The following is a 13,335-nucleotide window of genomic DNA, read 5'->3' as shown; positions in this document are numbered from 1 at the left end:
ACAAAAACATTCGCTTCCAGACTTCTTCGCCGACGCATTTTATTCAAATGTGACAGCAAAAGGGGAAAGGTTACAAATACGTTAATAAAAGCCTAAAATAATCCGCAAATATATTACCCTGCAATTTCCTTACAATAAATAGGTATTTGCTTAGCGTTTTTTGCGTTTCTCGACGGTGATCAATTTATAGCGAAAATATCGCTATACAGCCAGTTTGATCTACGGCAATTTTCCTCTTTTTGCGGCCATTAAGCCAGCCTTAGGGATTGATCTGGCGCATATAAAATCGCTTTTGTTAATCAGGTTTGTTTTAACAACCAATGGTGAATATATTGTTAACAAAGTGTTTTTAATCATAGCGCTAAGTTAACTAAAGCCGGCTAATTCTAAATAAACAGCGGCTATTTAAACTATGTATGGGAAATCTATTTTTGCCACCGCTGCGCTCTTTTGTATTAATCACCTCACGTTATTTAAAAGCGGCCGCGGCCGGACGGCGCGAAATTCACAATTAATTTACTTTTGATAATAATTAAATTAACAAATCATTATTTTTTAAAAGGTTACCTGGAAAAATATAAAAAAAGAAGGCGCAAAGGCGCAGAGGAAGGATTACGCAAAATTGTGGGACATTTCGTCAAAGTCTGCTTTACCCTCTGTTATGCGAAAGTGGTAGACAACTGCCGCCATAAAAAAGGCCGCCCACAGGGGCGGCCAACCATGTCGAACGTTTATTATTAGTTCTTACGCTCTCCCCATCTTAGCGGGAAAAACGACTACTGCGGCAGAATCGCCTTCAGCGCTTCGCCGATGTCGGCGAGGCTGCGAACGGTTTTCACGCCTGCGGCTTCCAGCGCTGCGAATTTCTCATCCGCCGTGCCTTTGCCACCGGCAATGATGGCGCCCGCGTGGCCCATACGTTTGCCTTTAGGCGCGGTAACGCCAGCGATATAGCCCACTACCGGCTTGGTAACGTGATCTTTAATAAAGGCCGCGGCTTCTTCTTCCGCGCTACCGCCGATTTCACCGATCATGACGATGGCTTCAGTTTTCGGGTCTTCCTGGAACATCTTCAGGATGTCGATGAAGTTGGAGCCTGGAATAGGATCGCCGCCGATACCCACGCAGGTGGACTGGCCCAGGCCGATATCGGTAGTCTGCTTAACGGCTTCATAGGTCAGGGTGCCTGAACGGGAAACGATGCCCACTTTACCCGGCAGGTGGATGTGGCCTGGCATGATGCCGATTTTGCACTCGCCCGGCGTGATAACGCCCGGACAGTTTGGCCCGATCATGCGCACGCCGGCTTCGTCAAGCGCGACCTTCACGGTCAGCATATCCAGCGTCGGGATACCTTCGGTGATGGTGATAATCAGCTTAATGCCCGCATCGATAGCTTCCAGAATGGAGTCTTTGCAGAAAGGAGCCGGAACGTAGATAACGGACGCGGTAGCGCCTGTTGCTTCTACTGCTTCGCGCACGGTGTTAAAGACCGGCAGGCCGAGGTGCTCGGTGCCGCCTTTGCCCGGCGTTACGCCGCCAACCATTTGCGTACCGTATGCAATCGCCTGCTCGGAGTGGAAAGTCCCCTGGCTGCCGGTGAAGCCCTGGCAAATTACCTTGGTGTTTTTATCGATCAAAATGGACATTATTTCCCCTCCACGGCAGCAACAACCTGCTGTGCTGCATCCGTCAGACTTGTCGCTGCAATGATGTTCAGACCGCTATCGGCCAGTTTCTTCGCGCCCAGTTCAGCGTTGTTCCCTTCCAGGCGAACCACGACAGGAACGTTTACGCCCACTTCTTCAACCGCGCCGATGATGCCGTCCGCGATGAGATCGCAACGCACGATGCCGCCGAAAATATTAACCAGAACGGCTTTTACTTTGTCGTCGGACAGAATGATTTTAAACGCTTCGGTTACGCGCTCTTTGGTGGCGCCGCCGCCAACATCAAGGAAGTTAGCCGGTTCGCCGCCGTGCAGCTTAACGATGTCCATGGTGCCCATCGCCAGGCCCGCGCCGTTAACCATACAGCCGATGTTGCCGTCCAGCGCTACGTAGTTCAGTTCCCACTGCGCAGCCTGAGATTCGCGGGCATCTTCCTGGCTTGGGTCGCGCATTTCACGCAGCTCCGGCTGGCGGAACAGCGCGTTGCCGTCGGCGCCCAGTTTGCCGTCGAGGCACACCAGATCGCCCTGCTTAGTGATAACCAGCGGGTTGATTTCGATCAGCGCCAGGTCGCGCTCGAGGAAAATGTTCGCCAGTCCCATAAAGATTTTGGTGAACTGCTGAACCTGTTTACCTTCCAGACCCAGTTTGAACGCCAGTTCGCGTCCCTGGTAAGGCATCGGGCCTGCCAGCGGATCCAGCGCAACTTTGTGGATCAGGTGCGGAGTCTCTTCCGCCACCTTTTCGATTTCCACGCCGCCTTCGGTGGAAGCCATAAACACCACGCGACGCGAGCTGCGGTCTACCACCGCGCCAAGGTACAGTTCTTTATCAATATCGGTCGCCGCTTCTACCAGAATCTGGTGCACGGGCTGGCCGCCGGCGTCAGTTTGGTAGGTTACCAGGCGTTTGCCCAGCCAGTGTTCAGCAAAGGCACGAATGTCTTCTTTGCTGTTAACCACTTTCACGCCGCCCGCTTTACCGCGGCCACCGGCATGAACCTGACATTTCACCACCCACGGGCCTGCGCCGATTTTAGAGGCCGCTTCTTCCGCTTCACGCGGCGTGGTGCAGGCGTAACCGACGGGCGCCGGTAAGCCATACCGAGCAAACAGCTGTTTCGCCTGATATTCGTGTAAGTTCATGTGTTCTATCCATCCTTCATCAATACAGACAGGCCATCAACCACGTCGCATGACGCTTCGCTTATCTGACCTGCAAGTCAGGTGATATTTGTAGGGCGGGTAAGCAAACTGCCGCCCGCCAGAGGTTACTACACGTCCAGCAGCAGACGAGTCGGGTCTTCAAGCAGCTCTTTAATGGCTACCAGATAACCTACGGACTCGCGGCCATCGATCAGACGGTGATCGTAAGAGAGCGCCAGGTACATCATCGGCAGGATCTCAACTTTACCGTCGACCGCCATTGGACGATCTTTAATCGCGTGCATACCCAGGATCGCGCTCTGCGGCGGGTTAATTATCGGGGTGGACATCAGGGAGCCGAACACGCCGCCGTTGGTAATGGTGAAGTTGCCGCCGGTCAGGTCTTCAACGGTCAGCTTGCCGTCACGGCCTTTTACCGCCAGCTCTTTGATGCGTTTTTCGATGTCAGCCATGCCGATGGTATCGACATCGCGCAGCACCGGCGTCACCAGGCCGCGCGGGGTGGATACCGCGATGCTGACGTCAAAGTAGTTGTGGTAAACCACATCTTCGCCGTCGATAGAAGCGTTCACTTCCGGATAGCGTTTCAGCGCTTCAACAACCGCTTTAATGTAGAAGGACATAAAGCCCAGACGCACGCCGTGACGTTTCTCGAAGGCTTCGCCGTACTGCTTGCGCAGCTCCATGATAGGCTTCATGTTCACTTCGTTGAAGGTCGTGAGCATGGCGGTGGAGTTTTTCGCTTCCAGCAGGCGTTCCGCAACGCGTTTGCGCAGGCGGGTCATCGGCACGCGTTTTTCGCTGCGGCCGGCCAGAGGGGCCGCCGGCGCTTTCACTTCGTCCGCCGCTTTCGCCTGGGCAGGCTGAGCCGCTTTCGCCTGAGTCAGATGCTTATCGATATCTTCGCGGGTGATACGGCCGCCAACGCCGCTGCCTTTAATGGCATTAGCGTCCAGCGAATGCTCGGCAATCAGGCGGCGAATAGCCGGGCTAAGCGCGTCGTTACTTTGTTCTTCTAAAGAGGCCTGCTGGCGCTGCGCCGGGGTGGACTCTTTGCTGTCCGCTTTCGCAGAGGTTTCTTTGCCGGAGCTGTTGCCTTCACGCAGGCGGCCCAGAATCTGACGGGAGGTTACCGTCGTGCCTTCATCTTCCAGAACAGCATCCAGGACACCATCTGCGGACGCCGGTACTTCCAGTACCACTTTGTCAGTTTCGATTTCTACCAGCACTTCGTCACGGGTTACGGTATCACCCGGTTTTTTATGCCAGGTGGCAACGGTCGCATCGGCAACGGACTCAGGCAGGTCAGGAACTAGAATATCTACGCTACTCATTTTTTATCCTTTAATTAATCGACGTTCAGCGCGTCATTAACCAGATCTTGCTGCTGTTTCTGGTGAACGGACATATACCCTACCGCCGGAGAGGCGGAGGCCGGACGGCCTGCATAACGCAGAGCGGATCCAAATGGAATCACTTCGCGGAAGTGGTGTTGGCTACAGTACCACGCGCCCTGGTTAAGCGGCTCTTCCTGGCACCAGACAAAATCATGCACGTGAGCAAACGGCTTCAGCGCTTCCTGCACCGCCTGGTGCGGGAACGGATACAGCTGCTCGATGCGCACGATTGCCACATCTTTTTGATCGCGTTTACGACGCTGCTCAAGCAGATCGTAATAAACCTTACCAGAACACATAACCACGCGTTTCACGCCGGCCGGATCCAGCTCGTCTACTTCGCCGATCGCCGGCAGGAAGGTGCCGTTCGCCAGCTCATCAAGCGTGGAAACCGCCAGCGGGTGACGCAGCAGGGATTTAGGCGACATGACCACCAGCGGACGACGCATACCGCGCAGCGCCTGGCGACGCAGCATGTGGTAAACCTGCGCCGGAGTGGACGGTACGCAAACCTGCATGTTCTGTTCAGCGCAAAGCTGAAGGTAACGTTCCAGACGCGCCGAGGAGTGCTCAGGGCCCTGGCCTTCGTAGCCGTGCGGCAGCAGCATCACCAGACCGCACATCCGGCCCCATTTCTGCTCGCCGGAGCTGATGAACTGGTCGATAACCACCTGTGCGCCGTTGGCGAAGTCGCCGAACTGGGCTTCCCAGATGGTCAGCGTGCGCGGCTCGGCGGTGGCATAGCCGTATTCAAAGGCCAGAACCGCTTCTTCAGACAGCACGGAGTCCCAGACTTTGAATTCGCCCTGGCTGTTGTGCACATGCTGCAGCGGCGTGTAGGTGGAACCATTTGTCTGGTTGTGAATGACGGCGTGACGGTGGAAGAAGGTGCCGCGGCCCGCATCTTCACCGGAAAGACGTACGGAAACGCCTTCGTCAACCAAAGTTGCGTAGGCCAGGTTTTCCGCCGCGCCCCAGTCGAATTTCTTGGCGCCGCTCGCCATTTCCAGACGGTCGCTGTAGATTTTCGCCACGCGGGACTGCATTTCAACGGATTCCGGCGCGGTGCTGATGCGCTTAGCCAGCTCCTGCAGACGCTTCATCTCAACCTTGTTCGGGTAGCTTTCGTCCCACTCGTGGTTGAGGTACGGCGACCAGGTGAATGAATGCATGTTCATCGGACGGTACTCTTTCACCACGCATTCGCCGGCATCCAGCGCGTCGCGGTAGAGGTTCACCATTTCGGTGGCGTCTTCAAGGGTTGCCAGTTTTTCTTGCTCCAGACGGTCGGCGTAAATCTTACGCGGCGTCGGGTGCTTTTTGATTTTCTGGTACATCACCGGCTGAGTTGCGCTTGGCTCATCGGCTTCGTTATGACCGTGACGACGGTAGCAAACCAGGTCGATAAACACGTCGCGCTTAAAGGTGTTACGGAAGTCCAGCGCCAGGCGGGTGACGAAGGCTACCGCTTCCGGGTCATCCGCGTTCACGTGGAAAATCGGCGCCATCACCATCTTACCGATATCGGTACAGTACGGCGTGGAGCGCGCATCCAGCGGGTTAGACGTGGTGAAACCAATCTGGTTGTTGATAACGATGCGTACGGTGCCGCCCACTTCGTAACCGCGGGCCTTGGACATGTTCAGGGTTTCCTGAACGACGCCCTGCCCGGCCCACCGCTGCGTCGCCGTGAATGGTGATCGGCAGAACCTGGTTGCTGCCAGGCTTGTCCAGACGGTCCAGGCGCGCGCGCACGGAACCGATAACCACCGGGCTGACGATTTCCAGGTGCGACGGGTTAAACGCCAGCGCCAGGTGAACCAGGCCGCCTTCGGTTTCTACGTCCGAGGAGAAGCCCATATGGTACTTCACGTCGCCGGTGCCCAGATGTTCTTTATGCTTGCCCGCGAATTCGTCGAACAGATCCTGCGGCTTCTTGCCCAGGACGTTAATCAGTACGTTGAGACGGCCGCGGTGCGCCATGCCCAGTACCACTTCGCGCGTGCCGCTCTTGCCCGCGTGGCGGATCATCTCTTTGAGCATGGGCACCAGCGCGTCGCCGCCTTCCAACGAGAAGCGTTTCGCGCCCGGGAACTTCGCGCCCAGATAACGCTCCAGGCCTTCAGCGGCGGTCAGCTCGCTGAGGAAGCGTTTTTTCTCTTCGGCCGTAAAGGTAGAGTGCCCCACCACGGATTCGATACGCTGCTGAATCCAGCGTTTCTCTTCGGTGTTGGTGATGTGCATGTATTCCGCACCTATTGAGCCGCCATAGGTTTGTTTCAGCGCGTCAATCAGGTCGGCAAGCTTCATGGTTTCTTTGCCGCCGGCAAAAGAACCCACGTTAAAGGTTTCCTGAAGATCGGCCTCGGTCAGGTTATGGAAAGCCGGATCGAGATCGGGAACCGCATCCTGTTTCCACAGGCCAAGCGGATCGAGATTGGCCGCCTGATGGCCGCGGAAGCGCCATGCGTTGATAAGCTGCAGCACTTTGACTTGCTTAACATCGGTGTCAGGGTCGGTAATCGCGGTGGAGTAACGTGAGGCATCCTTCGCCAGACGACGGAAATAATCACGTGTTTTGGAATGGAATTGATCCGGTCTGGCTCCGGTTCCAGGAAGCTGCTGGAACATTGAGCGCCAGTGCGCATCAACAGAGTCAGGATCGGTTAAGAAGTCTTCATAGAGCTGCTCTATCCAGGACTGGTTCGCACCCGCCAGGTAAGAGGAATCCAGCCAGGCTTTCATTTCGCCGTTCTGCATCGTGATCCCTTAAGCATTTATCTGCTTAAATCGCGTGGATAACTATAGCGTACACCTTTGGTACACATTCCAGGGTTCACTTTCAGCGGACCGGTTGCCGTAGATAGACGGCCCGCGAAGGAACCTTTAAAAACTGTCTACACGGCAGTTTTTAAAGGTTTCCTGCATGGCTCCCGTCCCGGGAGCCGTGTGGTGGAGGGCTCTTCGTTTATCCACCCTACCTTTCTCGTAGGGCGGATAAGCCTGCGCCATCCGCCAACGCTTCGCTTCTTAAGCGCTTCTTTGCAGCAGCATCGACTTAATATGGCCGATGGCTTTCGTCGGGTTCAGTCCCTTAGGACATACACTGACGCAGTTCATAATGCTATGGCAGCGGAATACGCTGAAAGCATCGCTCATCCCGTCAAGACGGCTGGCGGTTTCCGTGTCGCGGCTGTCGATCAGGAAGCGATAGGCAGCCAGCAAACCTGCCGGACCAATGAACTTATCCGGGTTCCACCAGAACGACGGGCAGGAGGTCGAACAGCAGGCGCAAAGAATGCACTCGTACAGACCATCAAGTTTTTCCCGCTGCTCGGGCGACTGTAAATGTTCGCGAGCCGGTGGATTTTGTCCATTATTCAACAGGTAAGGCTTAATCTTCTCATATTGAGCATAGAATTGCCCCATGTCTACCACCAGATCCCGCACAACCGGCAATCCCGGCAGCGGACGGATAACGATTTTCTGTTTTCCGTTGCCCAGCGCCGAGATTGGCGTGATGCAGGCGAGGCCGTTTTTGCCGTTCATGTTTACGCCATCGGAGCCGCAAACCCCTTCGCGGCAGGAGCGGCGAAACGCCAGCGTCGGATCTTTTTCTTTTAGCTGAATAAGCGCGTCGAGCAGCATCATATCGCGCCCTTCTTCCCCTTCCAGGGTGTACTCCTGCATACGCGGAGCATCGTCAACGTCCGGGTTGTAGCGATAAATAGAGAATTCGAGTTTCATCACTTTGCTCCGCTATTAGTAAGTACGCACTTTTGGTGGGAATGCCGGACGCAGTTTCGGCTGCATGTTCACCTCGCGGCGAGTCATGCTTTCCGACTCTGGCAGATACAGGCTGTGGCACAGCCAGTTTTCATCGTCGCGGTCCGGATAGTCGAAGCGGCTGTGCGCGCCACGGCTTTCAGTGCGGAAGTTAGCGGAAACGGCGGTCGCATAAGCGGTTTCCATCAGGTTATCCAACTCCAGGCACTCAACGCGCTGGGTGTTGAATTCGCTGGAGGTATCGTCCAGACGAGCGTTTTTCAGGCGTTCGCGGATTTGTTTTAGCTGCTCAAGCCCTTTGGCCATCGCGTCTCCTTCGCGGAATACCGAGAAGTTATGCTGCATACATTCCTGCAAGGCTTTGCGGATTTGCACCGGGTCTTCGCCGTCACGGTTGCCGTTCCAGCGGTTAAGGCGTTCCAGAGCCGCATTTACCTGCTCTTCGGTGGCGTCGCGCAGTTCGCCCTGCTCGGCGATAGATTCCAGCAGATGCAGGCCAGCCGCACGGCCGAACACCACCAGGTCAAGCAGCGAGTTGCCGCCCAGGCGGTTAGCGCCGTGTACCGATACGCAGGCGATTTCACCTACCGCGAACAGGCCCGGGATCACCACGTCTTCACCCTGCTCATTCACCGTCAGCGCCTGACCGGTTACTTTGGTCGGAATCCCGCCCATCATATAGTGGCAGGTTGGGATAACCGGGATAGGCTCTTTAACCGGATCTACGTGTGCGAACGTGCGGGACAGCTCCAGAATGCCCGGCAGGCGGGACTCAAGGACTTCTTTGCCCAGGTGGTCGAGCTTCAGCTTGGCGTGCGGGCCCCATGGACCGTCGCAGCCGCGGCCTTCGCGAATTTCAATCATGATGGAACGGGCCACCACGTCGCGACCCGCGAGGTCTTTAGCGTTTGGCGCATAGCGTTCCATAAAACGCTCACCGTGCTTGTTCAGCAGGTAGCCGCCTTCGCCACGGCAGCCTTCGGTGACCAGCACGCCCGCCCCGGCGATGCCGGTTGGGTGGAACTGCCACATTTCCATATCCTGTACCGGCACGCCTGCGCGCAGCGCCATGCCGACGCCGTCGCCGGTATTAATGTGGGCGTTAGTCGTGGACTGATAGATACGGCCCGCGCCGCCGGTCGCCAGCACGGTAGCTTTAGCCTTGAAGTAAACAACTTCACCGGTTTCGATACACAGGGCGGTACAACCTACCACCGCGCCATCGTCGTTTTTCACCAGATCCAGCGCGTACCATTCGGAGAAAATCGTCGTTTTGTTTTTCAGGTTCTGCTGGTAAAGGGTATGCAAAAGGGCGTGGCCCGTACGGTCGGCCGCCGCGGCGGTACGCGCCGCCTGCTCGCCGCCAAAGTTCTTCGACTGGCCGCCGAACGGACGCTGGTAAATTTTTCCGTCATCAAGACGGGAGAACGGCAGACCCATATGTTCCAGCTCCAGAATCGCTTCCGGACCGGTTTTACACATATATTCAATGGCGTCCTGGTCACCGATATAGTCGGAACCTTTTACCGTGTCATACATATGCCATTCCCAGTTGTCTTCATGGGTGTTGCCAAGGGCTACGGTAATACCGCCCTGCGCAGACACGGTATGGGAACGGGTTGGGAAAACTTTAGACAGCAAGGCGCAGCTTTGGCCCGCCTGGGAAATTTGCAGCGCGGCGCGCATGCCTGCGCCGCCGGCACCGATGACGACTGCATCAAACTCTCTGACTGGTAAATTCATTACACACCCCACACCACAACAAATCCATAAATGACGTACACCAGCAGCGCGACAACAATCACTAATTGCAGCCCAAGACGCATCGCTACCGGTTTAACGTAGTCGGTCAACACCTGCCACATGCCAATCCAGGCATGGATTAAAATCGAAAACAGAGCCAGCAGGGTGAAGACTTTGGTGAAGGCGGAGGCGAAGAACGCGCGCCAGACCTCGTAGGTTAAATCGCCGGTGACGGCGAAAAAACCGACCATATAGATGATGTACAGGGTGAGTACGATGGCGGTGGCACGGACCAGCAAAAAGTCATGCACGCCATTGCGACCTAACGCGGAGGCATTGCTTACCATACGAGGACTCCTGCGAGAATTGAAAGCACGACAGTTAATACAAAGCAGATGTTTGCGGATCGTTTGCCCGCTATAAATGTTTCTTCCAGATAACCGACATCCATCATCATGTGCCGAATCCCGCCGACGGCGTGATAGGCAAGCGCGGTGAGAATGCCCCAGATGATGAATTTAACAAAGAAGCTGCTCATTATTGATGAAGCAGAGAGAAAACCTTCCGGGGAGGAGAGTGACAGACCCAGCAGCCAAAGCAGAATGCCTACAGCCACAAAGGTGATCACGCCGGATACACGATGGAGGATGGAAGCGATGGCAGTCACGGGAAACCGGATCGTGGTGAGATCCAGATTGACAGGTCTTTGTTTCTTCGCATTTTTTATCATGAATAGCGCCCACATGCTGTTCTTATTGTTTCCTTCCTCCGGATCTGCAGGCGGGGTCAGACAGCGTGAACTTTCTATAACTGTGCGTCATGCAAAAACAGCTACGTCCAGATGCCAAAAAAGCTGGCTACAACGCTGGGTGGCGCCCGGTGGCAGGGTATTCCGGAGACCTGGCGGCAGTATAGGCTCTTCACAAAATCATTACAATTAACCTACATATAGTTTGAAGGGTTTTGCTCTGAACAGTGAGCAGGATCACGATAACAACATTATTTTAAAATTTAATCATCTGATTTGACAAAAGTTAAACATTATTGTTACAAACAAGGCCAGAAAAGCCGTATAATTCGCAAAAGTTATAGGGTCAGCCTTTCACCTGAGAATAAGTTATGTAACAGTGTGTCGGTCTTGACCCAGTCAATCAGGACAGTTATTAGTGGTACACAGGTTTGAATGATATGGACTGCTAACACCCTGGTTTGCTGTTTTTCGCCTGCGTGGCTAAGTTACCTGCAAGCGCCCATCGCTCTGTACCCTGGCTGTATCCCTTTCGAAACAGAGCCGAGAGCCAAATAAAAAACTGGTAATGACCACGGCGGTCTGAATGCAAATCGGGCGCCCGGCAGTCTTATGAAATAAGGCGCTAAGGAGACCGTAAATGGCTGATAAAAAAGCAACTCTCACCAGCAAGGGTGAAGATGCTATCGAACTGGATGTGCTACAAGGCACGCTCGGTCAGGATGTAATTGATATCCGTAGTCTTGGTTCTAAAGGTGTGTTTACTTTTGACCCGGGTTTCACCTCCACCGCATCATGCGAATCAAAAATCACCTTTATCGATGGTGATGAAGGTATCCTGCTGCACCGTGGTTTCCCGATCGATCAGCTGGCGACCCACTCCAGCTATCTCGAAGTATGCTACATCCTGCTGTACGGCGAGAAGCCGACCCAGGAAGAGTTCGACGAGTTCAAAACCACCGTTACCCGCCACACCATGATCCATGAGCAGATTACCCGTCTGTTCCACGGTTTCCGTCGTGACTCGCATCCAATGGCCGTTCTGTGCGGCGTGACCGGCGCGCTGGCCGCGTTCTATCACGATTCCCTGGATGTGAATAACCCGCGTCACCGCGATATCGCCGCCTTCCGTCTGCTGTCTAAAATGCCGACCGTCGCCGCGATGTGTTACAAATACTCCATCGGCCAGCCGTTTGTGTACCCGCGCAACGACTTGTCCTACGCCGGTAACTTCCTGAACATGATGTTCTCCACGCCGTGCGAGAAATACGAAGTTAACCCAATTCTGGAACGCGCCATGGATCGTATCCTGATCCTGCACGCCGACCATGAGCAAAACGCTTCCACCTCTACCGTTCGTACCGCAGGTTCTTCCGGCGCCAACCCGTTCGCCTGTATCGCTGCCGGTATCGCTTCCCTGTGGGGACCTGCGCACGGTGGCGCTAACGAAGCCGCGCTGAAAATGCTCGAAGAAATCAGCAGCGTTGAACACATTCCGGAATTCATCCGCCGCGCGAAAGACAAGAACGACTCTTTCCGCCTGATGGGCTTTGGCCACCGCGTGTACAAAAACTACGACCCGCGCGCCACCGTAATGCGTGAAACCTGCCATGAAGTATTGAAAGAGCTGAATCTGAAAGATAACAGCCTGCTGGAAGTGGCGATGGAACTTGAACATATCGCGCTTAACGACCCGTACTTCATCGAGAAGAAACTCTACCCGAACGTGGACTTCTATTCCGGCATCATCCTGAAAGCGATGGGCATTCCTTCTTCCATGTTTACCGTTATCTTCGCGATGGCGCGCACCGTGGGCTGGATTGCGCACTGGAACGAAATGCACGACGACGGCATCAAAATCGCCCGTCCGCGCCAGCTGTATACCGGCTACGACCAGCGTGATTTCAAATCCGATTTGAAAAAATAAGCTCCAGGCGGCGGATGGCGCACTGCTTATGCGCCCTACGATTGTTCAGGCGAACGTAGGGCGCATAAGCTGCGGCGTTATCCGCCAGATTTAAAGCTGGCAGCCGGGACACCAGTAAAAAGGCCGCGAAGACAGCATCGTTTTCTCTATCACCCCACCGCAGCGCTCGCACTTCTTCCCTGCCCGATGAAACACCTTAAAGCTAAAGATCGCCCCGTGATGCTTGTTCTCATCCACGCGACCGCGCGTAGTGTACGAAAGGCGCGGAATATCCAGCAGCGCGTTTGCCAGCCTGTCGAGCTGTTCATCGGTGAGATCCTGCGCCTTATGATGCGCGGCAAGGCCTGCGTACCAGAGAATCTCCACCCGCAGATAGTTGCCTAACCCGGCGAGAAAAGCCTGGTCGAGGAACAGACCGCTGAACTGCCGCTTGCGAAATTTGGCGGAAAGCAGGCGGGCTTTCACCTCCTGTGCCGTCAGCGTTAAATCCAGCACGTCCGGCCCGACGCGCAGCAAAAAGGGATGCTTTAACAGCTGCTCATCGTCGAGCATGAGAATCTCCGAAGCGCTGTAGAGCAAAATCGCCTTGTCCGCCGTCTGCAGCTTTACCCGCAGCACGCGCGTCGTTTGCGGCGCTTCGCCCGCATTCACCACGCGCCAGACGCCGTAAAGCTGATTATGGCTATACAAAGTTTTTCCGTTGGAAAATCGCGTCAGCAGGGCTTTTCCGCGGGTTTCTATGCGCTCGACCCGCTGTCCGATCAGCGTTTCCTCAAAGGCTTTCAGTTCGGGAAAAGCGAACCAGACTTCGGTTAAGGGCTTATTTAAGACGGCGGCTTCAAGGGCGTCCGCCGCGCGTCTGATTTCCGGTCCTTCAGGCATGCTCACTCCAGAATCA

General features: G+C 55.0%; 10 protein-coding genes and 1 pseudogene. 2 read left to right on the top strand and 9 right to left on the bottom strand.

The features are described from left to right. Positions 1–776: 776 nt before the first annotated feature. The 8 genes and pseudogenes from sucD to sdhC all read right to left on the bottom strand — a co-directional run bounded on the left by sucD (position 777) and on the right by sdhC (position 10,507). Positions 777–1,649, bottom strand: coding sequence for a succinate--CoA ligase subunit alpha (gene sucD / locus WLO32_RS06210; protein WP_121267107.1), 873 nt, complete (start codon positions 1,647–1,649; stop codon positions 777–779). Then, entirely contained in the window at positions 1,649–2,815 is a 1,167-nt protein-coding gene (gene sucC, locus WLO32_RS06205; RefSeq protein ID WP_121267108.1) for an ADP-forming succinate--CoA ligase subunit beta, read from the bottom strand. The genes sucD and sucC overlap by 1 nt, the downstream gene beginning before the upstream one ends. A 128-nt stretch (positions 2,816–2,943) precedes the next feature. Next, positions 2,944–4,170 carry a 2-oxoglutarate dehydrogenase complex dihydrolipoyllysine-residue succinyltransferase gene (gene odhB, locus WLO32_RS06200; RefSeq protein WP_435947600.1) on the bottom strand — a complete coding sequence of 409 codons (1,227 nt, stop codon included), beginning with the start codon at positions 4,168–4,170 and terminating at the stop codon, positions 2,944–2,946. Between the two features lie 14 nt (positions 4,171–4,184). Then, positions 4,185–6,993 (bottom strand): annotated as a pseudogene (sucA, locus tag WLO32_RS06195) (2-oxoglutarate dehydrogenase E1 component). Positions 6,994–7,263: 270 nt separating this feature from the next. Then, positions 7,264–7,980: a succinate dehydrogenase iron-sulfur subunit gene (locus tag WLO32_RS06190; protein ID WP_435947599.1), complete on the bottom strand. Its 717-nt coding sequence runs from the start codon at positions 7,978–7,980 to the stop codon at positions 7,264–7,266. 15 nt (positions 7,981–7,995) lie between these two features. Beyond that, a complete protein-coding gene (gene sdhA / locus WLO32_RS06185) occupies positions 7,996–9,762 on the bottom strand; it encodes a succinate dehydrogenase flavoprotein subunit (RefSeq protein WP_435947598.1) in 1,767 nt (588 codons plus the stop codon). After that, complete coding sequence (gene sdhD, locus WLO32_RS06180; protein ID WP_435947597.1) at positions 9,762–10,109, bottom strand: succinate dehydrogenase membrane anchor subunit; 348 nt, start codon at positions 10,107–10,109, stop codon at positions 9,762–9,764. The genes sdhA and sdhD overlap by 1 nt, the downstream gene beginning before the upstream one ends. Then, on the bottom strand, positions 10,103–10,507 hold the full coding sequence (sdhC, locus tag WLO32_RS06175; RefSeq protein ID WP_435947596.1) for a succinate dehydrogenase cytochrome b556 subunit: 405 nt from the start codon (positions 10,505–10,507) through the stop codon (positions 10,103–10,105). Before sdhC ends, sdhD begins: the two co-directional genes overlap by 7 nt. Before the next feature lie 279 nt (positions 10,508–10,786). Between sdhC and WLO32_RS06170 the strand changes: the two genes are divergently transcribed. Continuing rightward, the gene (locus WLO32_RS06170) at positions 10,787–10,945 is read left to right on the top strand and encodes a hypothetical protein (RefSeq protein WP_435947595.1); all 159 of its coding nucleotides are present in this window, start codon (positions 10,787–10,789) and stop codon (positions 10,943–10,945) included. 205 nt (positions 10,946–11,150) lie between these two features. Further along, positions 11,151–12,437 (top strand): citrate synthase, encoded by a 1,287-nt coding sequence (gene gltA / locus WLO32_RS06165; RefSeq protein WP_121267113.1) that lies wholly within the window; start codon positions 11,151–11,153, stop codon positions 12,435–12,437. A gap of 90 nt (positions 12,438–12,527) precedes the next feature. Here the strand turns inward: gltA and nei are convergent, their stop codons facing one another. Beyond that, entirely contained in the window at positions 12,528–13,319 is a 792-nt protein-coding gene (gene nei, locus WLO32_RS06160) for an endonuclease VIII (protein ID WP_435947594.1), read from the bottom strand. Between the last annotated feature and the right edge of the window lie 16 nt (positions 13,320–13,335).

Source organism: Dryocola mayonis (assembly GCF_051307045.1).
In the GTDB taxonomy this organism is placed as follows: domain Bacteria; phylum Pseudomonadota; class Gammaproteobacteria; order Enterobacterales; family Enterobacteriaceae; genus Dryocola.
Note: the sequence above shows the minus strand (reverse complement) of the source record. Positions and strands in the feature narration are given on the sequence as shown.